Below are 24742 nucleotides of genomic sequence, written 5' to 3' on the forward strand. Positions count from 1 at the left end.
GGGGACTGTCGAATAAAGCCGGCCGTCCCGGTTGTCTGGCGGGCTCCGGCGCCCCCGGGCGGCACGCCGAATGGCGGCCCGCCCGGGGGGCGAAAGCTATGCAAGGTTGTCGCGGCTCAGCTTCGTCGATAGCTCTCCAGGCCGGGCTTGATCGATTTGTCGTCGAGGAACTGCTTCAGCCCCTGTTCGCGGCCATGCTCGGGATCGCGATGGCTGGACTGGTCGATCTTGGCGTACAAGTAGTCTTCATTCTGTTCCCAGGTCAGCTCGCGGCAGCGCTTGAAGCCGGTCTTGGCATAGCGCAGCGCGACCGGGTTCTTGTCCGCGAGCAGGCCCGCCAGTTCGGTGACGGCGTCGCGCAACTGTCCGATCGGGACGCTGCGGTTGACCAGCCCCATCGCGGCGGCTTCGGTGCCGGTAAAGGTTTGCCCGGTCATGATGTAGTACAGCGCCTCGCGGTGGCCGATGGTATCGGCCAGGGCCTTGCTGACCAGGTTGCCCGGCGGGATGCCCCAGTTGATTTCGGACAGGCCGAACACGGCTTCGTCCGCGGCGATGGCCAGATCGCAGGCCACCAGCGGCGAGAAGCCGCCGCCGAAACACCAGCCGTTGACCATGGCGATGGTGGGCTTGGCGTACATGCGCAGCAGTTTCCATTGCCACTGCGAACAGTCACGGCGAATCCGCTCCTGGACGATCTCGGGCTGGGCATCGATCTCACGGAAGTACTCCTTGAGATCCATGCCCGCCGTCCACGACTCGCCGGCGCCGGTGAGCACGACGACGCGGGCATCGCCGTCAAGCTCCAGCGTTTCGAGTACGTCGATCATCTCCCGATTGAGTGTCGGGTTCATGGCGTTGCGCTTGTCCGGGCGGTTGAGCGTGACCCACGCAATCCCCGATTCATCGACATCGACCCGTACGGTGCTCCAGCGGTCCCTGTAATCGCTCATAAGTCCTCCTGTTTGGATGCGTCATGGTTTCATGGCAAACAAGTTATTGGATATAACTAATACGTCGTATGCGTGAGTCGCTGTCGTTTTTGGTTAGTCTTCCGCACGCCATGCGTTTTTTGTCGAGACCGCGATGACCGATTCCGTGCCTGTATCCCCCGTTCTGACATACGTCTGCCGGCTGGAGGTCGACATCGGCGTGCCAATGGATTTCGGCGTTAATCCACAAGGACGTCGCCGATTCGTTCCGATCAGCGGCGGACGCGTGGTCGGGCCGTATTTGAATGGGCGGATACTGCCGGGGGGCGGAGACTGGCAGACTGTACGCAATGACGGTGTGGTGGATCTGCGCGCCCAGTACGCGATCGAACTCACCGATGGCACGTTGGTCGAGATGGATAACTTCGGCTTGCGGTATGTCGATGCCGACGCCCGCCCCGGCCCGGGCGAATCAACGGCCTATTTTCAGACCAGCGCGCGTCTGAATGTCGCGGCGGGCCCGTACGAATGGTTGATGCGAACACTTTTCGTGGCGGGGGCTGAACGATGCGCGGGCCAAGTCACGGTCGAACTGTTCGCGGTCGGCAACTTTTTTACGTGAGTGGAGGGCAGAGGTGAATCGAAACCTGGCATCAACGCGGCGATCGCCGCCCGGCGGGGGGCGGGACGAGGCTCTGGATGACAGCGGACTGCGTGAACTGGTCGGTTACCAGCTCAAGCGCGCGGATCTGGCCATGCAGAAGCTTTTCGCCCGGGAGATTGGCGAGCCGTTTCAGTTGCGCCAGATCGAGTTTTCGGTGCTGGTGCTTCTGGCCTGCAACGAACGCCTCACGCACAAGCGGATCAGTGCAGCGCTGGGCGTTGCCCCATCGAACATGGTGAGCGTGATGAGTGCGCTGGAGGCGCGCGATCTCGTGATACGCCGCCGGAATCCCACCGATGGTCGATCTGCCTTCTGGCAGATCACCGAAGCGGGCGCGACGCTCGAGCATCGCGCGGCCATGGCGGTGCGCGAAATGGAAACGAGCCGTTTCGGCATCCAGGGCGAGCAGGCGCGTCGCGACCTCGCGGACTCGCTTGACCGTCTCTGGGCAGGCGAGCCGATTTAGCTACGCGCCGCGTGCCGACTTGAGCAGACTCGCCACTGTGGTCAGCGCGAGCACGCCGACGATGATCGACAACGACAGCCAGATCGGGATCTCGGGGAGCGCGGTCACGGGTTGCCCGCCGTTGATGAAGGGCAGCGTGTTGCCGTGCAGCGCCTCGAAGATCAGCTTGATGCCGATGAAGCCGAGGATCACCGCCAGCCCCAGCGACAGATAGACCAGCCGGTTGAGCAGCCCGCCGAGCAGGAAATAGAGCTGGATCAGGCCGAGCAGGGCGAAGGCATTGGCGGTAAACACGATATAGGGCTCCTTCGTGAGCCCGTAGATCGCCGGAATGGAGTCCAGTGCGAACAGGATATCGGTGGCGCCGATCGCGATCATGACGATCAGCATCGGCGTGATCAGGCGCTTGCCGTTCTTGACGATCGTCAGCTTCGACTGGTTGTACTCGTCGGTGGCCGGCAGATGGTTCTGTGCGGCGCGCACGAGGAAGTTGGGCTCGTATGCCTCGCTCTGCTCGTGCGAGGACGTCGCCAGGCTGTAGCCGGTGTAGAGCAGGAACAGTCCGAAGATATAGAACACCCAGGAGAAATGCTCGATCGCGGCGGCGCCGAGCGCGATGAAGATCGCGCGCAGGATCAGCGCAATGATCACGCCGACCAGCAGCACCTTCTGCTGGTAGGCCTTCGGGACATCGAACGCGGCCATGATGATGACGAAGACGAACAGATTGTCCACCGACAGACTTTTCTCGGTCACATAACCCGCCAGGTATTCGACGCCGTGATCGTGGCCCCAGACGAACCAGAGGCCGGCGCCGAAGACGAGCGCGATAATCACGTAGAAGATCGACCAGCCCCCGGCCTCCTTCGCGGAAGGCTCGTGCGGGGTGCGCACGTGGGCGAAGAAATCGAAGAGGAGCAGGGCCGCGATACCGGCGATGGTGGCGGCCCAGACCCAGACAGGTACGTCCATAGAGTGGTCTCTTTACGCTGACTTGCGCGCGTTCGGTACGCGCGTGGGCAGCTTACGTGAGCATAACGGCGCGTGCAGTCATGCTTTCTTAATAGGCTTGTCGCGCGGGGATTCTCGTTATCCGGCAAGCGGTTTATCCTGATGCGGATGAATACCGCCCTCTCCGACTCCCATCGCTGGATCTGTGTGTACTGCGGCTCGCGTGACGGTGTCGACGCGCGTCATCGCCAGGCCGCCGGTGTACTCGGCACTGTCCTGGCCCGGGCCGGTATCGGGCTGGTCTACGGTAGCGCGCGCGTCGGCCTGATGGGCGCCGTGGCCGATGCCGCGCTTGCCGCCGGTGGCGTCGTGCTGGGCGTGATCCCGCGCGGGCTGGCCGACCGCGAGGTGGCGCACCACGGGGTCAGCGAACTGCGCGTGGTGGAGACCATGCACCAGCGCAAGCTCGCCATGATCGAGGCGGCCGACGGTTTCATCGCCATGCCGGGCGGTTTCGGCACGCTCGAGGAGCTGTTCGAAGTATTGACCTGGCACCAGATCGGCTGGCACGACAAGCCCGTTGGCCTGCTGGACGTGGCCGGGTTCTATCAACCGCTTATCGCCTGCATGAATCATATGCGCGACCAGGGCTTCGTCGGCTCAGAGCATGTCTCGCGCATCGCCGTGGCCGAGAATGCCGAATCCCTGGTCCAACAGGTGATCGCCCGACTGCCCGGCGCGGCCTGACCCGGTGGCCCGCCCGATTGCGCCGCCCGAGGCGCTGCGTCATGACCTCAATGCCTTCGTCGCGGTGGATGTGGAAACCGCGAACGGCGATGCGGGCAGCATCTGCCAGATCGGTTTCGCGCAGTTTGCCGACGGGCGGCTGGTGGATAACTGGTCCTGGCTGGTGCATCCGCAGACGTATTTCTCGGCCGGCAATATCGCAATCCACGGCATCCGCCCGGGCGATGTCACCCACGCCCCGGACTGGGCGGGCATCCATGATGCCGTGGCCGCGGTGCTGGCCGGGCAGATCGTGGTCTCCCACACGGCCTTCGACGTAACCGCCATCACGCGGACCTGTCTCGCGCACGGCTGCCCACCGATCGAAGCACGCTGGCTGGATTCAGTGCGCGTGGCGCGGCGCGCCTTCCCCGAACTCAAGAGCCGCGGCGGCCATGGTCTGGCCAGCCTGAAACGGCATCTTCATCTGCAGTTCGCGCACCACGATGCCGGCGAAGACGCCCGCGCCGCCGGCGAGGTCGTGACGGCTGCGGTCGCGGCCACCGGTCTGAGTGTGACCGACTGGCTCACCGCGGCCCACCGGCCGGCGGCGGCCGCGGTCACCGAACGAGATACACACTCCGGCGGCTGACGGGCGCGGCGCCGTGTATAGCGGTAACTGGCCCTGGAAATGCAGCGCGGAACGTTCGTGCAACGGGTCGAAGGCTTGATTGATCTGCTCGACCGATAACGCTTGCCGGCCTACCCGGCGACCGCTGCGCGTGATTTCATTGATTCTTCCTTGCGGCTATTGATCGTCGGGGCGGCCGGTGTCCACGCCGTGGCGGCTCGTATCGATGGTCAGGCGGCCGTTGTGAATACGCGAGACGCAGGCGCACATGCGCTTGTCGGATTTTTTCTGGCGGGCGCTGTAGAACACGTCTCGATGATCGAGGTCGCCGGTATGGTCGAGGACATCGATGGTGCACAGGCCGCATTCGCCGTGTTCGCAGTCGTAGAGAATGTCGTCGATACCCTGCGCCCGAAGCGCCTGCAGTAGCGATTGTTCGCGGCCGACCGTCAGCGTGACGTCGCGATTGGCCACGCGTACGTCGAACGGTGTATCGGGAAATCGGCCACTGCTGGCAAATGTTTCGAACCGGAAGCGGTCGCGCGGGCGGCCGCTGGCCAGCCATTGGCCGAGGAAATCCTCGCGCAGGGATTGCGGACCGCAGATGTACAGTTCGGCCTGCGGGTCCAGATTCGCCAGCGCTTTGCGGGCATCGAGGCGTTGGTTGTCTTCAGTCACAAACAACGTCAGCCGATCGCCCAGCCATTGCTGGAGTTCTTCAACGAATGCGAGCTGGCTGCGCGAACGCGCGGTATACAGGAGCCGGACGTTCGACTTGTTCCGGACCAGTGCCCTGGCCATGCCATAGATCGGCGTAATGCCGATGCCGCCGGCGACCAGCAGGACTTCCGGCGCGCGATAGGACAAGGGGAAGCGATCCTTGGGTTCGGACACGCGCAATCGTGCGCCGGCCTGCAATGACCATAGATACCGCGAGCCGCCGTGGCCGTTGGGGCGGTTCTTGATCGCGATGCGATAGCGGCCGCCCTCGCTGGCGTCGCCGACCAGCGAAAAGGAACGGTACTGTGGCTTGTCGTCGACCAGGACTTCGACATCCAGATGACTGCCCGGTTGATGAGGTGTCACACCGTCGGCGGGTTCGATTTCGAACAGTCTGACGTCCGCGGCCACATCCCGGGTCCGGGCCAGGGTCGCGGTCGTGAAATATTGATGGGTGGCCATGGAGGGCTCCGAGATGGGTTACGCGTTCTTGACCAGTTGCAGGCCGGGTAAGCGGTGTTGTGCGCGGTCATGATCGAGCACGATTTGCAGGTTGCGCCTCGCACACCGCGAATGTTCACGCGCCAGGGCTTCAGCCCGGCTGCCTTCGCCGGCTTCGATCGCCTCGAGCATGCCGTGATGCTGATCCTGTGCCACCTTTATGATGTGGTGTGCTTCCGGAATCGCCGCCTGGGCCATCACGAAAGCATTGGGCGAGGCAAATGGCAGCCGGACGATACGGTTGAGCGACTCGGCGATCACCGGGCTGCCGGCCAGATGCAGCAGTTCGCTGTGAAAGCGCTCATTGCCTTCCGTATAAGCCGCGAAGTCATCCTCGTTCAGTTCGCTCTTCGCCAGCACATCGTCCAGTTGCGCCACCGCGCGCGTCAGCGGCCCGAGAGCCGCGCGTGTCGGCCGGGCTTCGGCGGCGAAGCGGGCGGCGACGCCTTCCAGCGTGCCGCGCAACTCGATCGCATCGAACAAGTCTTTTTTCGAGAACGTGCGAATCTGGTAGCCACCCGAGGGGAGGGGCTCGATCAATCCCTCATGCTCGAGCTTGACCAGCGCGACGCGTATCGGCGTGCGGGATACAGCGATGCGATCGACGAGCATCGGTTCGGACAACCGTTCGTCGATCGACAACTCGCCCTCCAGGATCATCTCCCGTAGGCGCAATAACGCTTTGGTGCTCTGCTGCACGAGTTTCTCCTAGCCGACGGCGGCGGTTTGATCGACAGGACGAATCGCCGGCTCGGGCTCGGCCGCCAGTCGCTGCTCGATCAGACGACGCGCCCAGAGGGCGCCGGCATCGATATTCAAGTGATAGAACGGGGCGCGGCGATTGCGCTTGATTGCCGCCTGCTGCGCTTCGAGCACTTCCACGTCTTGTTCATAAACACCGGACTCACCGTTGACATGGGCCGTATGCAGATCGTCGGTCCACTGGGGGTCGTCGATATGATGATCGCGCACGAAGTTCCAGAAGTAGTGACAGGTCGTTTCGGTTTCCGGCGTGATCGCCGCCAGGAAATAGCCGGTCACGCCCTTGGAACGGTCGCCTTCCGGGGCGCCCGTGCCGGCCTCGGCGACCCCGACATCGCCCACCACCGTGGACGGGGCTTCGAACCGGATTTTGTGCCAACGGTCCACCGGCACGTCGCGGCCCAGCTGCCAGGCCCAGAACGGCGGCGCATCGTTGTTCAGCATCCAGCGCGTCATGGTGACGAACCGCTCGTCATGCTCGACCTCGAAGGGGGTGCGCGTGATGGCATCGTGGCCGATGCTGCCGGCATGCACGAAGGTCTCATGGGTCAGATCCATGAGATTGTCGATCAATAAGCGGTAGTTGCAGCCCAGGCTGTAGAAGGTGCCGCCGCGACCGGCCAGCGCCGGATCGTTATTCCAGTGGAAATCGGGCACGAGGTCGGGATCGGCCAGCGCCGGATTGCCCGTCCAGACCCAGACCAGGGCGTGGCGTTCCACGACCGGGAAATGCCGCACACAGGCCGACGGATTCACCGTCTCCTGGGCCGGCATGTACGTACAGCGGCCATCGCTATCGAATTTCAGGCCGTGATAGCCGCACATCACCTGATCGCCATCGAGCTTGCCCATCGACAGCGGCAGTAGCCGATGCCAGCAGGCATCCGCGAGGGCCGTGACTTCCCCATCGGTTTTGCGGTAAAGCACCAGATCGCGCTCGCAGACCGTGCGGGCGGTCAGGGCATGTTCGACCTCGTGGCCCCAGGCCGCGGCATACCAGGCATTGCGGGGATAGCTGCGTTCAGTCTCCGACATCATCGGTCTCCTCCGGCATCGCAAGCGATATCGTCTGTATTCAAAATGTATACAATTTGATATCGAAGTTACCGCGCGACGTCAAAGCGGCCTGCCGAAGGGTATTTTCAATGTATTTATATTAAACAATTGGTTATGTAATTATTTCGGCCTCTTTGTCTGCTTGTTTAAGACCAAAGTACTAAGCCGTGACTCGGGCCTCGCTCTCGGGATTCTTGCAGAATGTATACACCATCCGGCTTGATCGGCAGGCCATGGTGGCGTGGCCGCGGCTGAAGCGGGAGGGGGGGGGCTAACGGCGACGCGACAGTTGTTGCAGGCCGCATTCATATCCCGCTCTGGCGCCGTTTATCGCCGCAAGCGAACGAAAGGCGGGCTACGATAGCCGCGCAAATGTGGCGGCTGTGCGCGGCTCGGCATGATGCCCCTGACATAGGCTCTGCCAGCCTTTGTATTCGAGAGGCGTAATCACGGGCGTTCGGCGCTACGACTATTAGTTTACGACAAACGGCGAGTTGTATTGCGATCATGTCTCGCCGATATTTGTTCGCATCGCGTAACGTGATCCGTATTGCGAACATGAGTATGTCTCATCGGATCTTCTCTCGGCGCGACACAGGATGCGTCCGGTACCTGGGGAAGGGCGGAGCTCGAATACGAAGACGGCGTGCGCTGTTATGCCGGACGGTCGCTAAAAAATTGGCAAGTCAGAGGGGTATTCAGCATATGAAAAACACAATGCGACGCAACGGTACCGGGAATGAACCAAGGCATGCTGCGGGGATAAAGGCCGGGCTGTCGGTCTTGTATGGCGCCTCGGTCGCGGTATTGGCGGCCTTGTCTTTCGTGAGCGCCCCGGTGCTGGCCAGTGAAGACGGTACGACCCACTATCCGACCGATATCAATACCATCGGTGCCGGCTATGCGCCGCCGCCGGGCACGCTTGAACTGTACAACTACACCACCGCGCAGTGGAGCCATACCCTGGCCAATAACCACGGCAACGAAACCGTGCCCGGCTTTTCGCTGCACGCGGATGTGGACGCGTTGCGCACGCTTTATACCTTCAAACAGCCGATCGGCCCGTTTCATTTCGTCCTGGGCGGCGTCCTGAACATCAACCATTTGAAGCTGGATGTGGGGCCTGCCTCCCGCTCGGTGACGAATCTGGGGGATATCGATGTCGAGACGTTGTTGTCCTATCACACCCCCGACCACCGCCTGTTTCTCCTGTTCGGCCTCGATACCTATGCGCCGACCGGTCGCTACAACAAGACCAAGTTGATCAGTACCGGCCTGAATTATTGGTCGTTCGATCCGAACGTCGTGTTCACCTACCACGCCACCCGCAAGCTCACCTTCAATGGCCAGGCGCTGCTGGAGTTCAACACCGAGAACAATGCGACCCACTATCAGTCGGGGGATATGTTCAATCTCGACTATGGCATCAATTACCGTGCCTTTGCCGATCGCCCCGAGTCGTCATTTGTTCATCATCTCGGTTTCGGCATCGTCGGCAACTATCTCAAGCAATTCACCAACGACACGGTGTACGGAAACACGGTGGAGCCGGGCGGTCATCGCGGCGAGGAGTTTTCCATCGGACCGCAGATCTCCTACGACTGGCGCTTCGGTGGCATTGCGTTCAAGTTCGAACACGATGTCGTGGTGCGCAATCGGCCGAGTATCAACGCGGTCTGGGTTCAGTTCGCGGTGCCGCTGCTGGGGGCGCCCAAGCACGGCTAGCCGTCACCACCCGGCGGCTTGTCAGCGCGAGCGGCCGGCTATCGGCCGCCCGCGCCTTTGCTATCCGGCGGTCTTTTGCGACGCCGCCGGGTGGCGGCGCGCAAGGTGAGGCTATGCCCAGACCTTGCGCGCGGTTTCGACCACGCGCTCGAGCTTGGCCCACTGGTCATCCTCGGTAAGGGCATTGCCTTCGACCGTGCTGGAAAAGCCGCATTGCGGGCTCAGGCAGAGCTGGTCGAGGTCGACATAGGCCGCGGCTTCGTCGATCCGTTTGGCCAGCGCGTCCATCGATTCCAGTTCGGGCGTCTTGGACGAGACCAGGCCGAGCACGACCGTCTTGTTGTCCGGCACATGCCGCAGCGGGGCGAAATCGCCCGAGCGCTCGTCGTCGTATTCCAGAAAATAGGCATCCACCGCGAGTTCGTTGAACAGCACTTCGGCGACTGGCTCGTAACCGCCCTGGGCAAACCAGGTGCTGCGATAATTGCCGCGGCACAAATGAATGCCGACGGTCAGGTCGTCCGGCCGGCCAGCCAGGGCGGCGTTGATCAGTTCGGCATACTGCTTCGGCAGGGTGTTGGGGTCCTCCCCGCGCTCCTTGGCAGCTGCGCGCATGTCCGGGTCGCAGAGATAGGCCAGGTTGGTGTCGTCGAGCTGGATATAGCGACAGCCGGCGCGGTACAGCGCGTCGATCTCGTCGCGGTAGCAGGCGGCCAGGTCGTCGAAGAAGGCGTCCAGTTCCGGGTAGGCCTCGATATCGATCGCGGCCCGACCGCCGCGGAAATGCACCATCGTCGGCGAGGGGATCGAGACCTTGGGCAGGGCCCGGGCCTGCGCGGCCAGGAACTCGTAGTCCGCGACCTGGATCGGACGGGCATGAGCCAGCTTTCCGGTGACCGACAGCTGCGGCGGGGTGAAGCCGTCATCGGAGGCCTTCGCGCTCTTGTTGGCCGCGATGCCGCCGGTCACGGACACGCCGTCGAGCTGTTTCAGAAAATCCAGATGGAAATAGGCGCGGCGGAATTCGCCGTCGGTGACGTCCTTTAACCCAACAGATTCCTGCTTGCGTACCGCATCGGCGATGGCGCGGTCCTCGACTTCGCGCAGGGCCTCGGCATCGATCTCGCCGCTGGCATGGCGCTGGCGGGCATCGAGTACGGCCTGCGGACGCAGCAGGCTGCCGACGTGTTCGGCGCGAAACGGGGGATTGATATGACGCATGGGATTCTCCTGTGGGTCGCCTACGGTTCGAGTTTGGCGAACGGCAGGCCGACGTAGTTTTCCGCGATCGTCGTGCGACCGGCCTTGGAATTCAAGTAGTAGCCGAGTTCGGCCTGCTGGATGCGGGTGTCGAAGTCTTCGGTTGCCGAGAACTTGTGCAGGTTCGTGGTCATCCACCAGGAGAACCGCTCGGTCTTCCAGATCCGGGACAAACAGGTTGCCGAATAGCGCGCGATCAAGTCGGCACGACTATCGTCGTAGATGCGCCGGAACAGGCGATAGGCCGTGTTGACGTCCGCAATCGCAAGGTTCAACCCCTTGGCACCGGTCGGCGGCACGATATGGGCGGCATCCCCAAGCAGGATCAGGCGGCCGTGCTGCATCGGCTCGGTCACCGAACTGCTCAGCGGCGCGACCGACTTGTCGATCGAATCGCCGGTGACGAGCGTATCGGCTACGTTCTGCGGCAAGCGGCGCTTGAGCTCGGCCCAGAATTCGTCGTCGCTCCAGTTGTCGGGCGATTCCGTATCGGCGACCTGAATATAGTAGCGGCTGCGGGTGGGCGAGCGCATGCTGCACAGGGCAAAGCCGCGCTCATGGGTGGCGTAGATGAGTTCGTCGGCCACCGGCGGCGTGTCGGCCATTACGCCCAGCCAGCCGAGCGGGTATTTGCGCTCGAAGATCTTGAGCCGATCCGCTGGAATACAGCCGCGGGACACACCGTGGGAACCGTCGCAGCCCGCGATATAGGCGCAGTCGAGCCGATATTCGTGACCGGCGTGCTCGAAGGTGACATACGGCGCGTCGGTATCGATCGCATGCGGCTGGACGTTGTCGGCTTCGTACCAGGTGGTCGCACCGATGCCCTCGCGGGCGTTCATGAGATCGCGTGTGACCTCGGTCTGTCCATAGACCGTGACATGCTTGCCGTCGGCCAGTTCCGGCAGGTCGATGCGGACGCGCTCGCCGGCGAAGGCGATGTCGAATCCGGTGTGGATGAGCCCGCGGGCGTCGAGGTTGTCCGACACGCCGGCCTCGCGCAGCAGATCGACCGTGCCCTGTTCCAGCACGCCCGCGCGAATGCGGCCGAGCACATAGTCGGCCGACCGGCGCTCGAGAATTACGTTGTCGATCCCGGCGTTGGCCAGCAACTGGCCGAGCAACAGCCCGGACGGGCCGGCGCCGATGATGGCGACCTGGGTTTTCATTTTTTCTCCCGTGGTATCCCCGGGGGCATGAGCCCGGCGGCAGCGATCGCGTGTTTTCGCGCTAGAAGTCGAAGAACACGGTTTCGTCGTGGCCCTGAAGACGGATCACGAATTCATAGACCGGCTCGTCGTCATCGCGGTCCTCGACCTGCGTCGCGATCAGCGTGCGCCGGCGCTCGGCCGGCACTCGGTTGAGAAACGGGCACGCCGCGTTGGCCTCGCCTTCGTCGTCGAAATACAGCCGCGTATGCAGGTGGATGTTGATGCCGCGGGCGAAGATCATGAGGTTGATGTGCGGCGCCATCTCCGGGCCGTCGGGGTGGGGCAGGCGGCCCGGCTTGATGGTGGTGAACGACCACCAGCCGGCCTGGTCCACGCCCATGCCGGGGGCGACCCGGCCGAAGCTGTTGAAAGCGTTGTCGAAGGAAAAATCCGTGACGTATTGCCCGTGCGCATCCGCCTGCCAGGCCTCGACCAGCACGTCGTCCACCGGCACTTCATTGCCGTCGAGAACCAGGCCTCTGATATGGATGCGCGGGCCCTCGGCGTTCGTGCTGGCCATGACATTGGCGATCTCGTGCTCGCGCTCGGGCAGGCCGGCGACGTTCAGAGCCAGGCCGATATGCACATAGGGCCCGGCGGTCTGCGACGGCGATTCGGGCAGGAAAACGCTGTCGGGGTCCAGCGGCTGGCGATGGTTGTACTGCTGCATGGCGGGCTCCTAGAAGTTCTCGAAAAAGGTCTGCAGTGCGCCGCGGGTGACGATGTCGAAGCGATACACGAGACAGTCGAAGGAGCGCGAGCGGGCCATGTCGAGCCGCGAAGTCAGCGTCTCAACGGCGTCGGCATCGCGGATCGTGTTCACGATCGGGCAGTGCGGAATCAGCGGATCACCCTCGAAATACAGCTGGGTGATCAGCCGGGTCGAGATCGAGGGCCCCATGACCGAGATGTGGATATGCGCCGGGCGCCAGGAGTTCGGGTCGTTCGGCCAGGGGTAGGGGCCGGGCTTGATCGTGCGAAAGCGATACCAGCCGCCTTCGTCGCTGACCGTGCGGCCGACGCCGCCGAAATTCGGATCCAGCGGAGCGGCGTAGGTGTCCTTCTTATGCCGATAGCGGCCGCCGGCATTGGCCTGCCACATCTCGACCAGCGTATGCGGCACCGGCTTGCCGAACTGATCGATCACCCGGCCGTAGAGCTGGATGCGTTCGCCCACCGGCAGACCGTCGTGGTCGGTGCCTTCGCGGTAGTTGTTGAGCAGATCGTTGTCATAGGGCCCGAGGGCCAGCCCCTGAAAATCCGGACCGGTGATTTCGGAGGCGCTCGGGGCCTGAATGGCCATGAGCGCCTGGCGCGGCGAGCGGGCAACCGAGGTCTTGTAGCCGGGCGCATACGCGGGTGGATGCCAGTTCCGGTCGCGCATGACGAAGGCGGTGTGTTCGTTGGCTGCCATTGGATCGTTCCTCTGCTCCGGGGTGGCCGGAAGCCCTCGGCCGTAGAGATTCGAAATTGCCGTGGCGGGCCGGCCCCGCCAATTGAAAAGTACGCTGCCCGGCATACCCGTTTGGTTATGTGGCCAGGTTGTTGGCCCAGTTCACGCCGGGGTATTCGGCGGCGGTGGATCGCAGGCAATCGCAGAGCTGGCGGGCTGCGAGCGACATCGGCTGGCTGCTGTTCACGGCGAATCCGACCGAGCCTCCGCGACTCTCCACCGGCGAGTCGACTACGACCATTTGATAGGTGCTTACGGGCGCCCGGGCCGTGTCGGCCGGGGTCACCCAGACCGCATCGCTGCGCAGCACATAGGCCTCTGACAGCGGCAGCGAAAGGGTTTCGATGGCATGGGGCGGGTCGATCGATTGTTCCACCCAGTATCGTTCGACCTGTTCGCGCAGGGTGGTGCCGCGCGGCGGGATCACCCATGGGTAATGGGTAAAGGTTTTGAGGCTGGGCGCGCCGCGGGTATCCAGCGCCGGATGGCCGGAGCGAACCACCACGATCATCGGCTCGTAGTACAGATGCTCGAAAGTCAGGTCACGGATTTCCTGGGCTTCGCTCATGCGGCCGATCACCAGATCGAGCTCGCCGAGCCGCAGCCGGGTGAGCAGGGCCGCACTCGTGCCTGTGTCCACCTCGACTCTCAGATTCGGTTGGCCGCGATGCAGCACGGTCAGCGTTTCCGGCAACAGGCCGCCTTCGACGTTGGACAAGGCGCCGATACGAATCACGGTTTCCGGCGCTTCGCTGCGCACCGCCTCGATGCCTTCGTCGATCGAGCGCAGGGCCGGGGCGGTATAGCGCAGGAGGGTGCGGCCCGCGGGGGTCAGCGTCACGCCGCGCGGGCCGCGTTCGAACAGCACCACGCCCAGATTCGTCTCCAGTTCGCGGATGGTCTTCGACATGCCCGGCTGGGTGATCGACAGCGCCTCGGCCGCCGAGGCGAACTGGCCGTGCCGGGCAACCTCCGCAAAGGCGGCCAGATGGCGCAGTTTGATCGGCGAATGGATCATGGCGTTCAGCGTAATGTAATCGAGCGGTCTTGCCGTGCACTTTGCGCGGCCGCCTCTCGGCAGCGACGGCGTTGCGGACGGATGGGCCGTAATGGCCGGAAACGACCGCCGATGCCGTCAGGGCGAACCGAGCATCAGGATGGGCTTCAGGGTTTCGCCCTTCTCGCTATCCGCGGCGGCCTGGTTGATTTCCTCGAAATCGTAGTAGCGTACGAGTTTGTCGAACGGGAACCGCCCTTCGAGATAGAGGTCGACCAGCTTGGGAATGAAAGTCCGGGCCACGCTGTCGCCTTCGACGATGCCGCGAATCTGCTTGCCGCCGATCAGCAGGTCGTTGACGTCGAAGTAGGTCTCCTCGCCAAGCGGCGGGGCGCCGACCGCGCCGATGACGCCGCGTTTGCCCAGACTGTCGATGCCCTGGCGGAACACGCTCGTGTTGCCGGTGGATTCAACGGCGTAGTCGACACCACCGCCGCTGATTTCGCGGATGGTCGCCACGGGGTCCTCGTTGCGGGCGTTGATGACGTGGGTGGCCCCGAGTTCGCGAGCCAGAGCCAGCCGGGATTCGATGATATCCACGGCAATGATTTCGGCGGCCCCGGCGACCCGGGCGGCCAAGATCGCGGACTGACCGACAGCGCCCGCGCCGAATACGGCGATCCGGCTGCCCGGCGCTACCGCCAGGGAATTCATCACCGCGCCGGCTCCGGTCTGGATACCGCAGCCCAGGGGGCCGAGCAGGGCCAGCGGGGCCTCATCGGGCACGCGGACTGCATTGTTTTCCCGGCACAGGGCGTAGGTTGCGAACGACGACTGGCTGAAGAAGTGGTCGTTGATCGCCGCGCCATGATCGTCGGTCAGCGCGTGTCCGCCGTCCGGACCGGCGCCGCCAAAGTTGCGGGCAAAGAAGTCCATGCAGTAGCTCGGCGCGCCGTCGTCGCAATTGGCGCAGTCGCCACAGTGGCCGTAGGAGAGCACAACATGGTCGCCGGGTTTCAGATGGCCCACATTCGGGCCGATGGCCTCGACGACACCGGCGCCCTCATGGCCCAGTACCGCCGGCAACGGGACGGGATAGAGCTGGTCGCGCACAATCAGGTCGGTATGACACAGCCCGGTGGCGACGATGCGCACACGCACCTCATCGCCGACCGGGGCGCGCAGATGCAGGGTCCGGATATCGAACGGCGCCCCGCGGCTGGGCGTCACGGCGGCCCGCACTGGCCGGGGTTGATTGCTGTCGGTCATGGCGTACTCCGTGATTGTCGGTCGTCGGTGGTGATCAAAGCGGATAGTCGGGCGCTTCGCCCTTGATCGTAAGCCACTGCCATCGGGTGAATTCTTCCCAGTTGGCGGGGCCGCCGATACTGGTTCCGTTGCCGGACGCGCCGACACCGCCGAACGGGTTGATGACTTCGTCGTTGACCGTCTGGTCGTTGATGTGAAGCAACCCGGTGTCGAGCCTTTCGCCAAGCGCCAGCGCGCGCCCGACGTTGTTTGAAATGATGGCCGCGGACAGGCCGTACTCCGTGTTATTGGCCAGGCGCACGGCTTGATCGTCGTCGTCGAAGGGAACGACCACCGCTACCGGCGCGAAGGTCTCTTCATGAAAGATCGGGTTGTCGGCATCGACATCGATCATCACGGTGGGCCGGAGGAATCGATCCTGGTGGTCGCCGCCCACCAGCAGCCGCCCTCCGGCCCGCGTTGCCGATTCGAGCAGCGCCAATGCATGCCGGAGTTGGCCGTCGTCGATCAACGGGCCGAGCGCAGCCCCGTCGTCGGTCGCCGGATCGCCGACGGTCAGGCTTCGCGCCCTGGCCACCAGCCGGTCGACGAACGCGTCATGGATCGCGCGGTGGACGAGAATTCGGCCCGTGGACATACAGACCTGCCCCTGGTGGAGGTAGGCGCCCCAGGTGGCATTGCTGACCGCCCGGTCCAGGTCGGCGTCGTCGAGCACGATCAGCGAGTTTTTGCCGCCGAGTTCGAGTGAGACTTTCTTGAGATGCTGGCTGGCCGCCGCGCCGATCCTGCGCCCGGCCGCCGTCGAACCCGTGAACTGGATCATCGCGATGTGTGCGTCACTGACCAGCGCCTGGCCGGTTTCGGCCCCGCCCGGGAGTACGTGCAGCAAGCCGGCCGGCAGGCCGGCCTGTTCCAGCAGGCGGGCGATGACGAAGCCCCCGCATACACTCGTGCGCGGGTCGGGTTTGAGCACCACCCCGTTGCCGAGCGCCAGAGCCGGCGCGACGGCACGCAGGGCCAGAATCAACGGAAAATTAAACGGCGCGATTACGCCGACCACACCCACGGGACGGCGCCGGGCCAGACTGAGCCGGCCGGGCGTGGATGGCAGGACTTCGCCATGACTCTGCGAAGGCAGGCTCGTGGCTTCGTGAAGAATCTTGAGGCTGTTCCGGGTTTCGAATTCGGCCTTGCCACGGGTCGAACCGCTTTCGCGAATGAGCCAATCCACGATGCTGTCTTGCTTCGCTTCGGCCAGTTCGGCTGCCCGCCGAAATACCGCCGCGCGCTGCTCGTAGGGTCGGGCGGCCCAATCGCGTTGGCACTGGCATGCGGTGGCGGCCGATGTGGCCACTTGTGCCTCGCTGGCCTGGCCAATCGTACCGAGGCGCTGTCCGGTCGCGGGCGACAGCGTGTCCATCATGTTCGGACTGGATCGCCATTCGCCGTCGAACAAACAGCCGTTCCAGTCGATCTCGGCAAATAAATCGGCATCGCTCATCGGGGACTCCTCGGGCTCGTGCGCCTCGCGCATGGGCAGAGACGTTTGGTTATGCGCTATAACGATATCCCGGTGTCCACCATCGGACCATTAGCCGAAGGGTTGAGCCGCTGTTGCTATGACCGGTGGGCGTGCAGCCGCCGGCCGTGGCGTCAGGCGTTTGTGTCTCGCTCGCCGATCGGTTGCCCCCAAGCGTGTTTCTTGGCCAGTTTGAAGGCATGATTGGCGGCCGGCACGCCCGCATAGATCGCCACATGCATCAATGTCTGGCGCAGCTGGGCCTCGGACAAACCGATACGCTTGGCGGTCTCCAGATGCAGTTCCAGTTCGCCGTCGCGGCCGAGCGCGGCCAGCACCGCCAGGGTGATCATGCTGCGCTCGGGCCGGGTCAGATCGGTATTGCCCCAGAGCTCGCCCCAGGCCAGACGCGTGATCATGTCCTGGAAGGGCGCGTCGAGCGTGGTGGTGTTGTTCGAGGCGCGCTCGACGTGTTCGGCGCCGAGGACCGACTTGCGGATCGCCAGACCATCGTCGTAGCTGGCCGGCGCTCGCGTGCTACCGGCCGAGAGCGCGTCGCCCAGCCACGCGACGAAGCGTTCCGGCGCCTCGACCGCCGGCACATGGCCCACACCGTCGAGCACGCTCTGTTGGCTGTCCGGCAGCTCATGGGCAAGGGTCGAGAGCGTGTCTGGCGGGGTCGCGCCGTCATCGGCGCCGGTCAGCAGATTCACACAACGGTCGACGCCGTTTAGGTTGCCGCGGAAATCGGCCTCGGCGAGCAGTTCGCACAGCCGGGCATAGGATTCGTCGTCGCAGCGGCCGAGCTGGGTCTGCCAGCCGGAAACTGACGCCGGATGGGCCGTCTTGAAGATCGGGCCGAACCAGCGATCGACCAGTTCCGGCGCCATGGCGGCCAGTCCTTCGTCGCGTACCCGGGCGGCGCGCTGATGCCAGAGGTCCGGCTGGCCGATGACCGCGCCCGTATTGGTCAAGGCAACCCGCCCGAGACGCTGGGGCGCCCGGCGGAGGAGTGCCTGGCCGACGACGCCCCCGATCGAGGTGCCCACGAAATGTGCGCGTTCGATATTCAGCGCATCAAGCAAGGCCACGGCCTCGGCCGCCAGATCGTCGGCGGATAGCGCGCCGGCCGCGGTCGCGCTCGCACCGTGACCGGGCAGATCCCAGGTGATCAGCCGGAAACGGCCGGCCAGGGCGGAGATCACCTCGTCCCAGACGGCCTGGGTCATCCCCAGCAGGTGGGCCAGCAGCACCGCCGGTGCGGATTTCGGGCCGGTGTCGCGATAGGCGACGGCGCGGCTTTGGATATCGACGAACGGCATGAGGCCTCCGAGTGGGTTTCGCGGTGTTTCCTTCTTCATTTATCCACAGATGGACGCAGATTCACGCAGATCGAAAAAAGAAGATGCGGACAGGGTGGCCCACGCTTCCATCGGTGGCCATCTGTAGACGGGCTTTTCGTCAATGCATATCAGACCCGCTCCAGCACGGTGGCAATCCCCTGACCGACGCCGATGCACATCGTCGCCAGTCCGTAGCGGGCATCACGACGCACCATTTCGTGCAGCGCGGACTGGATGATGCGCACGCCGGACATGCCGAGCGGGTGGCCCAGCGCGATGGCGCCGCCGTTGGGGTTGACCCGCTCGTCGTCGTCGGCGAGGCCCCAGCCGCGAGTCACCGCCAGCGCCTGGCTGGCAAACGCCTCGTTCAGCTCGATGACATCCATGTCGTTGGTCGACAGGCCGAGGCGGGCAAGCAGTTTATTGGCGGCGTGCAGCGGGCCCATGCCCATGATCCGCGGCTCGACCCCGGCTGTGGCCATACCGCGGATGCGGGCCATGGGTTTCAGGTCGAAATCCTTGACCGCCTGTTCGCCGGCCACCAGCAGCGCGCCGGCGCCGTCGTTGACGCCCGAGGCATTGCCGGCGGTGACCGTGCCGTTGTCACGAAAGGGCGTGGGCAGCCTGGCCAGCTTGTCGAGGGTGGATTCGGGGCGCGGGTGCTCGTCGGTGTCGAAGACCAGCGGCTCTTGCTTGCGGCGCGGGATTTCGATGGGCGTGATCTGCTCGGCCAGCCGCCCGGCCTCGCGCGCCGCCTCGGCCTTTTGCTGCGAGCGGTAAGCGAAGGCGTCCTGATCCTCGCGGGATACCTCGAACTGCTCGGCGACGTTCTCGCCGGTCACGGGCATGGAGTCGACGCCGTACTGCTTCTTGAGCAGGGGGTTGATGAAGCGCCAGCCGATGGTCGTGTCTTCCATGGTCTGGCTGCGGGCGAACGCGCTCGGCGCCTTGGAGACCACATACGGCGCCCGCGACATCGACTCCACGCCACCCGCCAGCATCAGCCCGGTCTCGCCGGCCTTGATCGCCCGCGCGGCGGTGCCGACCGCGTCCATGCTCGAGCCGCACAGGCGGTTGATGGTGGCCCCGGGCACGGTGTGCGGCAGGCCGGCCAGCAGCAGCGACATGCGCGCCACATTGCGGTTGTCCTCGCCGGCCTGGTTGGCGCAGCCGGCGATGACGTCGTCGATCGCGGCCGGGTCCAGGTTCGGCGCTTCGGCCAGCACCGCCTTGAAGACATGCGCGAGCAGGTCGTCGGGGCGTACCGCGGCCAGCGTACCGCCGAAGCGGCCGACCGCGGTGCGGCGGGGATGGCAGAGAAAGACTTCATGGGCCATGGGTTACTCCGGGAAAGCGATTCGTTCTTTTACTTGTCCGCAGATCTACGCAGATACAAGAAGACGATTTCGGGTGCTGGTCTTGCTTCGAGTCGGTTCAGGGGCTGAGAGTCCGTGAGCGCGACCCTGATGAACGCGAAGTTCATGCAAGCGATCTCTTATGTACAAAGTTCAGTCAAAGCCTTGACGACGCCATGGCTAGCGCACCGGAAGCAGCACTGCCTTGATCCTGCTTCTTGTTTGCGCTCATTCGCGTGCATTTGCGGACAAAATGCCCCGGCTTATCCAGCTGAGTGTCGTACATAATCAAGCGCGACCTTTCTTTCTTCATCTGCGTAGATCTGCGTCGATCTGCGGACAAAATCTTTGGAGAACGGTTACGCCTCGCTGTGATGGCGCTCCGTGCGTGCCTTCAACTCGCGCAGCACGGTCAATTCGTTGTCGTCCGGCTCGGCGGTGGTGGTCAGATCGTCGGCAAAGGCGATGTCCCAGCCGGTGGCGCTGGTCACATCCTCGCGCGATACGCCGGGATGCAGCGAGGTCACCGTCAGTGCCTTCGTCGCCGGGTCGGGCTGCATTACACACAAATCGGTGATCACGCGGGTGGGGCCCGCGCCGATGTTGGGCACGCCGTCGCGGGCGGTGCCGTCACGGCCGAAGCCGACGGTGGTCACGAAATCGACCGCCTCCACGAAGGTCCGCCTGGAATGCTTGAGGGTGATGAAGATCTCGCCGGTGCAGGTGGCCATTTCCGGCGCTCCGCCGCCGCCCGGCAGGCGCACCTTGGGTTCGCGATAGTCGCCGATCAGCGTGGTGTTGAGGTTGGCGTACTTGTCGATCTGGGCCGCGCCCAGAAAACCGACATCGATCTTGCCGCCCTGGACCCAGTAACGGAACATCTCCGGCACGGAGACGGTGGTCAGCGCGGTTTCGCACAACTCGCCGTCGCCGATCGACAACGGCAGTACCTCGGGTTTGGTTTCGAGCGTGCCGGACTCGTAGATCAGCACCACGTCGGGCGCGTGGGTCAGGCGCGCCAGGTTGGCGGCTTCGCTCGGCAGGCCGATGCCGACAAAGCAACTCTGGCCGTTGCGCAGGGCGCGCGAGGCGGTGACCGTCATCATTTCAGCGGCACTGTAGCGTTCGCTCATGCCGAGGCTCCGTTGTTGGCGGTGGTGTTGAACACGTGTTCGTCCAGCCAGGCGGAAAATGCCGCGCGGTCGCGGGAAATCGGGTCCCAGTCCTTGTAAAACTTGTTCGAGCGCGGGTAGTAGCCGTGTGCATACGAGGGCCGGGCACCGCCCGGCGCCGCGCAGACCGCGCCGATCACCCAGGCCGGGATCACGCAGGCGTTGGTGCCGCAGTCCAGTTCGTCGACGATCTCCTCGACCGTGACGATCGAGTGCTGCGCGGCCATGACCGCTTCCTTCTGCACGCCGACGATCCCCTCGACCAGTACATTGCCGTGCCGGTCGGCCTTCTGGGCGTGCACGATCGATACATCCGGCCGGATCGACGGCACGGCGGCCAGCCGCTCGCCGGTGAACGGGCATTCGATGAACTTGATCTGGTCGTTGACCTTGGGCAGGTCCGAGCCGATATAGCCGCGCAGGATCGCCAGCGGCAAACCAGCCGCACCCGCTTCAAAGGCGTTGGCCATGGCCGCATGGCTGTGTTCGAGAATCTCGATCGGATGTGGCCAGCCGTGTTCGACCGCATCACGCAACCGGTGCAGCGAGCCCACGCCCGGGTTGCCGCCCCAGGAGAAAATCAGCTTTTTCGCGCAGCCGGCGCCGATCATCTGGTCGTAGATCAGATCCGGCGTCATGCGGATCAGGGTCAGCTCGCGTTTCTTCTGGCGGATGATCTCGTGGCCGGCCGCAAATGGAATCAGATGCGTGAAGCCTTCCAGGGCCACGGTGGCGCCATCGGCCACATATCGATCCACCGCCTCTGCCAGGGGCAGGAATTCGGACATGGATGCACTCCGGCTTTTTGATTCGCTATGCGAACCAAGGTTTGCTATGCGAATAATCTAGGGGAGCCGACGCCGGTCGTCAATTCGTCTTTGGTCAACCGTGGATCAAGGCGCTGCACAATCGACGGGCCATGGGGCTTGTCACTTGTCATGGGCGGCGATGGCGGTCAGCGATTGCGCAGCGCAGCCTCAACACGTGATACCTGGGCCGCACTGGTGCCGACGTAGGCGGCGGGATCGACCGCCGCGCGAACGCGCTCTGTGTCGAACGCCGCGGCGATCTCGGGAATGGCCAGCAGCGCCTCGGCATAGTCGCAGCGCTCGCGCAGCGCGGTTTCGGCGGCCTGTGCCGCCAGTGTTCGGGCGCGATCGAGCGGCATCGCCTGTCGTAACAGCGCAACCGTCGGTGCCGAGAGATTGGCGCCACCGGACAGCGCCAGATTGGTACGCATGGCTTCGGTATCGACTTGCAACTCGCCGACCAGCGGCACGAGTGTTTCGAGCGCGCCTTCGAGTAGCAGCACGGCATCGACCAGCGGCGCCCATTCGGCATGCCATTCGCCGAAGGCGCGCTCATGGGCCTGGGCGCCGGCGCTGTGAATCGTGCCCACGGCGGCATGGATCTGGCGCGCCGCGGCCCGGATTCGCGCGCTGCCCACCGGGTTGGCCTTGTGTGGCATGGACGACGAGCCGCCGGCGCCGGTCGCGGCCGGTTCACGCGCTTCGCCGACCTCGGTCTGGGCCATCCAGGCGATGTCGGTCGCCATCTTTTCGGCCGCCACGGCGACCGCGCCCACCGCGTCCACGATTGCGAGTATCGGTTGGCGATCGGTATGCCAGGGCAGTAGCGGACTGTTCAGCCCCAGTGCCGCGGCCAGCGCCGTCATCAGCTCGAGCCCGTCGTCCAGGCCGTGATGCGCCGCCACCGGGCCGCCGAACTGCACGAACAGGCCTTCGGCGGCCACCTGCTTCAGGCGTTTTTCGGCAGCGGCCAGAGCCGTCAGCCATTGCCCGACCTTGGCGCCGAAGGTGATCGGCAGGGCCTGCTGGGTCAGTGTTCGCCCGATCATCGGGGTGTCGCGGTGGCGCTGCATGAGCGCGCTGCCGCCATCGATGGTCGCCTCGATATAGCCGAGACAGCATGCCAGACGCGGCTTGAGCATCAGCATGAGCGCCGAATCGATCACGTCCTGGCTGGTCGCGCCCTTGTGCAAACAGGGCTTGAGTTCGCCGGGTAGCAGGGCCTTGGCCTGCTTGACGAAGGGAATGGCGACATTGCCGCCATCGGCGGCCTCGCGGGCCAGCATTTCGGCATCGAATGCCTCGGCGCGAATCGTGCCGGCGATGGCCTGCGCCGTGCCCGCGGGCAGATGACCGGCCGCTTCCTCGACCCGGGCCAGCGCGATCTCGAACCGACACATGGCAGCGATGAACGCCCGCGCGTCGCAGGCGGCGATGCCGGCCGGGCTCATGAATGGATGACGGAGGAACAGGTCGTACATGGCGCTTCCGCAGTAATGGATGCCGGCGGGTGGCGTTAATGCGCGCAAGGTGGCCTGGTGCACGCCAACGTCGTTGTGAACGACGGGCCTCGCGAGCACGTCACGCGATCAAGTCTTCGGCCCGACACGCACGATAGCCAGCCGAGCGTGCCGCCGGCAAACAGGCCAAGCGCCGCCGTCGGCCCGCCCCCGGGTTGTTCACTCGACCGTGCGTTCGATTTGCCGGGCGGTCTCCAGCAGCAGCGGCAGGAAATCCTGTTCCAGTGTTTCGCGGGCAACGCGTGCCGCATTGGTGCTGACATTCAACGCACCCAGCAGTTTGCCGTGCTGATTGCGCACCGGCACCGCCAGAGACCGCAGGCCGGACTCCAGCTCCTGATCGACAATGCAATAACCGTCGCGGCGTACCTCGGCGATGCAGGCGCGCAGCGCCGTCGCATCGGTGATCGTGTTCGGGGTATGGGCCACCAGGGCGTCCCGGGCCAGAATCTGGTCGAGCCGATCGGGCGTGAATGCCAACAACACACGGCCCATCGAGGTCGCGACCGCGGGCAGGCGCGAACCGATGTTGAGTGCGACCGTCATCAATCGGTGCGGCGCGGCGGAACGCGCGACATAGATCACGTCGGCGCCGTCCAGTACGCCCATCGAGGAGGATTCGCCGGTCACCTCCGTGATGTGCTCCAGATGCTGGCGCACGATCGACTGATAACCATTGGCCGACAGAAAGGCATAGCCCAGATCGAGCGTTCGCGGCGCCAGCTCGAAATAGCGGTCCTGTTTGCGGACATAGCCCAGCCCGTGGAGGGTGAGCAGAAAGCGCCGGGCCTTGGCCCGGTTGATGCCGTTGCGGGCCGCCACTTCGCTGAGCGTCATCCGGGGATGCTCGCGATCGAAGGTACGGATGATCTCCAGCCCGGTGGCCAGCGCGCTGACGAAATCGCGATGATCGGGCGCCAGGGCGGCGTTTTCGGTCTCCGGCAGATCCTGTTTCAAGCTACGCAATCCTCTATCGATGCATGGGCAACACGCGCGGCGACAGTGTGGCAGCTTTTGTGCGCAATGCGAACAACATGACGGTATCGGTGCGGCGATAAGCTCATTGATGGGTGGCGGGAGCGCTCGCGCCGCGAAACGCCGGGCACTACCCCCGTGCCGGTCGCGTTAACAGCCCCGGATCGCGCTCGCGAGACGCGCCTGTCGGCACAGGCCGACGGGCGGCTATGATGGGCGGCATTCATTCAGGCGTGGGAGCGCGGCGTGAAGATTCTGTTGCTCAATGGGCCCAACCTCAATCTGCTCGGCGAGCGCGAACCGGAGATCTACGGCGCGACCACGCTGGCCGATATCGAGGTCGCGCTGGCGCGCCGTGCCGAGGCCGGCGGGGCATCGCTCGAGGCCTTTCAGACCAACCACGAGGGCGAGGCGATCGAGCGCATTCATGCCGCCCGTGGCGCGGCCGACGCGATCATCATCAATCCGGCGGCCTGGACGCATACGTCCGTGGCGTTGCTGGATGCGCTGAACGCGTTCGATGGGCCGGTGGTGGAGGTGCATTTGTCGAACGTGCACAAGCGGGAATCGTTTCGCCACCAGTCCTATGTCTCGAAGCGGGCCGATGGCGTCATTGCCGGGCTGGGCGCCTTCGGCTATGCCGCGGCCCTGGATTTCGTGCTTCGGCATCGCGAAGGGGCCGCCTTCCCCTGACACGGCCGCCGCGCCGGCGTGATCGGTCGGCC

24 protein-coding genes are annotated in these 24742 nt (G+C 64.5%); 6 read left to right on the forward strand and 18 right to left on the reverse strand.

The window, feature by feature from the left end; genetic code table 11:
* Nucleotides 1-116: 116 nt before the first annotated feature.
* Nucleotides 117-953: a p-hydroxycinnamoyl CoA hydratase/lyase gene (locus tag ACS8Y6_RS00130; RefSeq protein WP_440850699.1), complete on the reverse strand. Its 837-nt coding sequence runs from the start codon at nucleotides 951-953 to the stop codon at nucleotides 117-119.
* A gap of 133 nt (nucleotides 954-1086) precedes the next feature.
* On the opposite strand from ACS8Y6_RS00130, the gene ACS8Y6_RS00135 reads away from it, so the two are divergent.
* Nucleotides 1087-1554 (forward strand): DUF3237 family protein, encoded by a 468-nt coding sequence (locus ACS8Y6_RS00135; protein ID WP_440850698.1) that lies wholly within the window; start codon nucleotides 1087-1089, stop codon nucleotides 1552-1554.
* A 13-nt stretch (nucleotides 1555-1567) separates the two neighbouring features.
* Nucleotides 1568-2062 (forward strand): MarR family winged helix-turn-helix transcriptional regulator, encoded by a 495-nt coding sequence (locus ACS8Y6_RS00140; protein WP_440850697.1) that lies wholly within the window; start codon nucleotides 1568-1570, stop codon nucleotides 2060-2062.
* Here the strand turns inward: ACS8Y6_RS00140 and ACS8Y6_RS00145 are convergent, their stop codons facing one another.
* A complete protein-coding gene (locus ACS8Y6_RS00145) occupies nucleotides 2063-3034 on the reverse strand; it encodes a TerC family protein (protein WP_440850696.1) in 972 nt (323 codons plus the stop codon).
* Between the two features lie 147 nt (nucleotides 3035-3181).
* Here ACS8Y6_RS00145 and ACS8Y6_RS00150 point away from each other — a divergent pair, with 147 nt between their 5' ends.
* Together ACS8Y6_RS00150 and ACS8Y6_RS00155 are read left to right on the forward strand one after the other, a co-directional pair.
* Nucleotides 3182-3760 (forward strand): TIGR00730 family Rossman fold protein, encoded by a 579-nt coding sequence (locus tag ACS8Y6_RS00150; RefSeq protein ID WP_440854771.1) that lies wholly within the window; start codon nucleotides 3182-3184, stop codon nucleotides 3758-3760.
* Between the two features lie 4 nt (nucleotides 3761-3764).
* Nucleotides 3765-4391 (forward strand): 3'-5' exonuclease, encoded by a 627-nt coding sequence (locus ACS8Y6_RS00155; RefSeq protein WP_440850694.1) that lies wholly within the window; start codon nucleotides 3765-3767, stop codon nucleotides 4389-4391.
* A gap of 156 nt (nucleotides 4392-4547) precedes the next feature.
* Here the strand turns inward: ACS8Y6_RS00155 and ACS8Y6_RS00160 are convergent, their stop codons facing one another.
* Genes ACS8Y6_RS00160 through ACS8Y6_RS00170 form a run of 3 tightly spaced genes read right to left on the reverse strand, consistent with a single transcriptional unit; the run spans nucleotide 4548 to nucleotide 7388 of the window.
* Nucleotides 4548-5552, reverse strand: coding sequence for a PDR/VanB family oxidoreductase (locus ACS8Y6_RS00160; RefSeq protein ID WP_440850693.1), 1005 nt, complete (start codon nucleotides 5550-5552; stop codon nucleotides 4548-4550).
* An 18-nt stretch (nucleotides 5553-5570) separates the two neighbouring features.
* Nucleotides 5571-6290: a GntR family transcriptional regulator gene (locus ACS8Y6_RS00165; protein WP_440850692.1), complete on the reverse strand. Its 720-nt coding sequence runs from the start codon at nucleotides 6288-6290 to the stop codon at nucleotides 5571-5573.
* A 9-nt stretch (nucleotides 6291-6299) separates the two neighbouring features.
* Complete coding sequence (locus tag ACS8Y6_RS00170) at nucleotides 6300-7388, reverse strand: aromatic ring-hydroxylating dioxygenase subunit alpha (RefSeq protein ID WP_440850691.1); 1089 nt, start codon at nucleotides 7386-7388, stop codon at nucleotides 6300-6302.
* Between the two features lie 846 nt (nucleotides 7389-8234).
* On the opposite strand from ACS8Y6_RS00170, the gene ACS8Y6_RS00175 reads away from it, so the two are divergent.
* A complete protein-coding gene (locus ACS8Y6_RS00175; RefSeq protein ID WP_440854772.1) occupies nucleotides 8235-9134 on the forward strand; it encodes a SphA family protein in 900 nt (299 codons plus the stop codon).
* 111 nt (nucleotides 9135-9245) lie between these two features.
* On the opposite strand, the gene ACS8Y6_RS00180 is transcribed toward ACS8Y6_RS00175, so the two are convergent.
* From ACS8Y6_RS00180 to ACS8Y6_RS00240, 13 genes are all read right to left on the reverse strand, one after another.
* The gene (locus ACS8Y6_RS00180) at nucleotides 9246-10355 is read right to left on the reverse strand and encodes a 5-methyltetrahydropteroyltriglutamate--homocysteine S-methyltransferase (RefSeq protein ID WP_440850690.1); all 1110 of its coding nucleotides are present in this window, start codon (nucleotides 10353-10355) and stop codon (nucleotides 9246-9248) included.
* Nucleotides 10356-10375: 20 nt separating this feature from the next.
* Nucleotides 10376-11563: a 4-hydroxybenzoate 3-monooxygenase gene (gene pobA, locus ACS8Y6_RS00185; protein WP_440854773.1), complete on the reverse strand. Its 1188-nt coding sequence runs from the start codon at nucleotides 11561-11563 to the stop codon at nucleotides 10376-10378.
* Nucleotides 11564-11624: 61 nt separating this feature from the next.
* Entirely contained in the window at nucleotides 11625-12275 is a 651-nt protein-coding gene (pcaG, locus tag ACS8Y6_RS00190; protein ID WP_440854774.1) for a protocatechuate 3,4-dioxygenase subunit alpha, read from the reverse strand.
* 9 nt (nucleotides 12276-12284) lie between these two features.
* Nucleotides 12285-13019: a protocatechuate 3,4-dioxygenase subunit beta gene (pcaH, locus tag ACS8Y6_RS00195; protein WP_440850687.1), complete on the reverse strand. Its 735-nt coding sequence runs from the start codon at nucleotides 13017-13019 to the stop codon at nucleotides 12285-12287.
* 115 nt (nucleotides 13020-13134) lie between these two features.
* Complete coding sequence (locus ACS8Y6_RS00200; RefSeq protein WP_440854775.1) at nucleotides 13135-14076, reverse strand: LysR substrate-binding domain-containing protein; 942 nt, start codon at nucleotides 14074-14076, stop codon at nucleotides 13135-13137.
* A 117-nt stretch (nucleotides 14077-14193) separates the two neighbouring features.
* Complete coding sequence (locus ACS8Y6_RS00205; RefSeq protein ID WP_440854776.1) at nucleotides 14194-15324, reverse strand: NAD(P)-dependent alcohol dehydrogenase; 1131 nt, start codon at nucleotides 15322-15324, stop codon at nucleotides 14194-14196.
* A 34-nt stretch (nucleotides 15325-15358) separates the two neighbouring features.
* The gene (locus tag ACS8Y6_RS00210; protein ID WP_440850684.1) at nucleotides 15359-16825 is read right to left on the reverse strand and encodes a benzaldehyde dehydrogenase; all 1467 of its coding nucleotides are present in this window, start codon (nucleotides 16823-16825) and stop codon (nucleotides 15359-15361) included.
* Nucleotides 16826-16977: 152 nt separating this feature from the next.
* The gene (pcaDC, locus tag ACS8Y6_RS00215; protein ID WP_440854777.1) at nucleotides 16978-18165 is read right to left on the reverse strand and encodes a bifunctional 3-oxoadipate enol-lactonase/4-carboxymuconolactone decarboxylase PcaDC; all 1188 of its coding nucleotides are present in this window, start codon (nucleotides 18163-18165) and stop codon (nucleotides 16978-16980) included.
* Nucleotides 18166-18314: 149 nt separating this feature from the next.
* Nucleotides 18315-19523, reverse strand: coding sequence for a 3-oxoadipyl-CoA thiolase (gene pcaF / locus ACS8Y6_RS00220; protein ID WP_440854778.1), 1209 nt, complete (start codon nucleotides 19521-19523; stop codon nucleotides 18315-18317).
* A 377-nt stretch (nucleotides 19524-19900) separates the two neighbouring features.
* Entirely contained in the window at nucleotides 19901-20674 is a 774-nt protein-coding gene (locus tag ACS8Y6_RS00225; RefSeq protein ID WP_440854779.1) for a CoA-transferase subunit beta, read from the reverse strand.
* Nucleotides 20671-21501 (reverse strand): CoA transferase subunit A, encoded by an 831-nt coding sequence (locus tag ACS8Y6_RS00230; RefSeq protein ID WP_440850680.1) that lies wholly within the window; start codon nucleotides 21499-21501, stop codon nucleotides 20671-20673. Before ACS8Y6_RS00230 ends, ACS8Y6_RS00225 begins: the two co-directional genes overlap by 4 nt.
* Nucleotides 21502-21668: 167 nt before the next feature.
* Complete coding sequence (locus tag ACS8Y6_RS00235) at nucleotides 21669-23003, reverse strand: lyase family protein (RefSeq protein ID WP_440850679.1); 1335 nt, start codon at nucleotides 23001-23003, stop codon at nucleotides 21669-21671.
* 198 nt (nucleotides 23004-23201) lie between these two features.
* Nucleotides 23202-23999, reverse strand: a complete 798-nt coding sequence (locus ACS8Y6_RS00240; protein ID WP_440850678.1) for an IclR family transcriptional regulator domain-containing protein — start codon at nucleotides 23997-23999, stop codon at nucleotides 23202-23204.
* Between the two features lie 264 nt (nucleotides 24000-24263).
* On the opposite strand from ACS8Y6_RS00240, the gene aroQ reads away from it, so the two are divergent.
* Nucleotides 24264-24710 (forward strand): type II 3-dehydroquinate dehydratase, encoded by a 447-nt coding sequence (gene aroQ, locus ACS8Y6_RS00245; protein ID WP_440850677.1) that lies wholly within the window; start codon nucleotides 24264-24266, stop codon nucleotides 24708-24710.
* Nucleotides 24711-24742 lie beyond the last annotated feature (32 nt).

Origin of the sequence: Salinisphaera sp. RV14, assembly GCF_052044135.1 — a bacterium.
Classification (GTDB): Bacteria; Pseudomonadota; Gammaproteobacteria; order Nevskiales; family Salinisphaeraceae; genus Salinisphaera.

Bases quoted from the DNA above. Each gene is read 5' to 3' on its own strand.
- ACS8Y6_RS00170 (WP_440850691.1), bottom strand. From the start codon at position 7,388: ATGTCGGAGACTGAACGCAGCTATCCCCGCAATGCCTGGTATGCCGCG.
- pcaDC (WP_440854777.1), bottom strand. From the start codon at position 18,165: ATGCCGTTCGTCGATATCCAAAGCCGCGCCGTCGCCTATCGCGACACC.
- ACS8Y6_RS00200 (WP_440854775.1), bottom strand. From the start codon at position 14,076: ATGATCCATTCGCCGATCAAACTGCGCCATCTGGCCGCCTTTGCGGAG.
- pcaG (WP_440854774.1), bottom strand. From the start codon at position 12,275: ATGCAGCAGTACAACCATCGCCAGCCGCTGGACCCCGACAGCGTTTTC.
- pcaH (WP_440850687.1), bottom strand. From the start codon at position 13,019: ATGGCAGCCAACGAACACACCGCCTTCGTCATGCGCGACCGGAACTGG.
- ACS8Y6_RS00145 (WP_440850696.1), bottom strand. From the start codon at position 3,034: ATGGACGTACCTGTCTGGGTCTGGGCCGCCACCATCGCCGGTATCGCG.
- ACS8Y6_RS00230 (WP_440850680.1), bottom strand. From the start codon at position 21,501: ATGTCCGAATTCCTGCCCCTGGCAGAGGCGGTGGATCGATATGTGGCC.
- ACS8Y6_RS00135 (WP_440850698.1), top strand. From the start codon at position 1,087: ATGACCGATTCCGTGCCTGTATCCCCCGTTCTGACATACGTCTGCCGG.
- ACS8Y6_RS00235 (WP_440850679.1), bottom strand. From the start codon at position 23,003: ATGTACGACCTGTTCCTCCGTCATCCATTCATGAGCCCGGCCGGCATC.
- ACS8Y6_RS00210 (WP_440850684.1), bottom strand. From the start codon at position 16,825: ATGAGCGATGCCGATTTATTTGCCGAGATCGACTGGAACGGCTGTTTG.
- ACS8Y6_RS00160 (WP_440850693.1), bottom strand. From the start codon at position 5,552: ATGGCCACCCATCAATATTTCACGACCGCGACCCTGGCCCGGACCCGG.
- pobA (WP_440854773.1), bottom strand. From the start codon at position 11,563: ATGAAAACCCAGGTCGCCATCATCGGCGCCGGCCCGTCCGGGCTGTTG.
- ACS8Y6_RS00130 (WP_440850699.1), bottom strand. From the start codon at position 953: ATGAGCGATTACAGGGACCGCTGGAGCACCGTACGGGTCGATGTCGAT.
- ACS8Y6_RS00205 (WP_440854776.1), bottom strand. From the start codon at position 15,324: ATGACCGACAGCAATCAACCCCGGCCAGTGCGGGCCGCCGTGACGCCC.
- pcaF (WP_440854778.1), bottom strand. From the start codon at position 19,523: ATGGCCCATGAAGTCTTTCTCTGCCATCCCCGCCGCACCGCGGTCGGC.
- ACS8Y6_RS00150 (WP_440854771.1), top strand. From the start codon at position 3,182: ATGAATACCGCCCTCTCCGACTCCCATCGCTGGATCTGTGTGTACTGC.
- ACS8Y6_RS00180 (WP_440850690.1), bottom strand. From the start codon at position 10,355: ATGCGTCATATCAATCCCCCGTTTCGCGCCGAACACGTCGGCAGCCTG.
- ACS8Y6_RS00225 (WP_440854779.1), bottom strand. From the start codon at position 20,674: ATGAGCGAACGCTACAGTGCCGCTGAAATGATGACGGTCACCGCCTCG.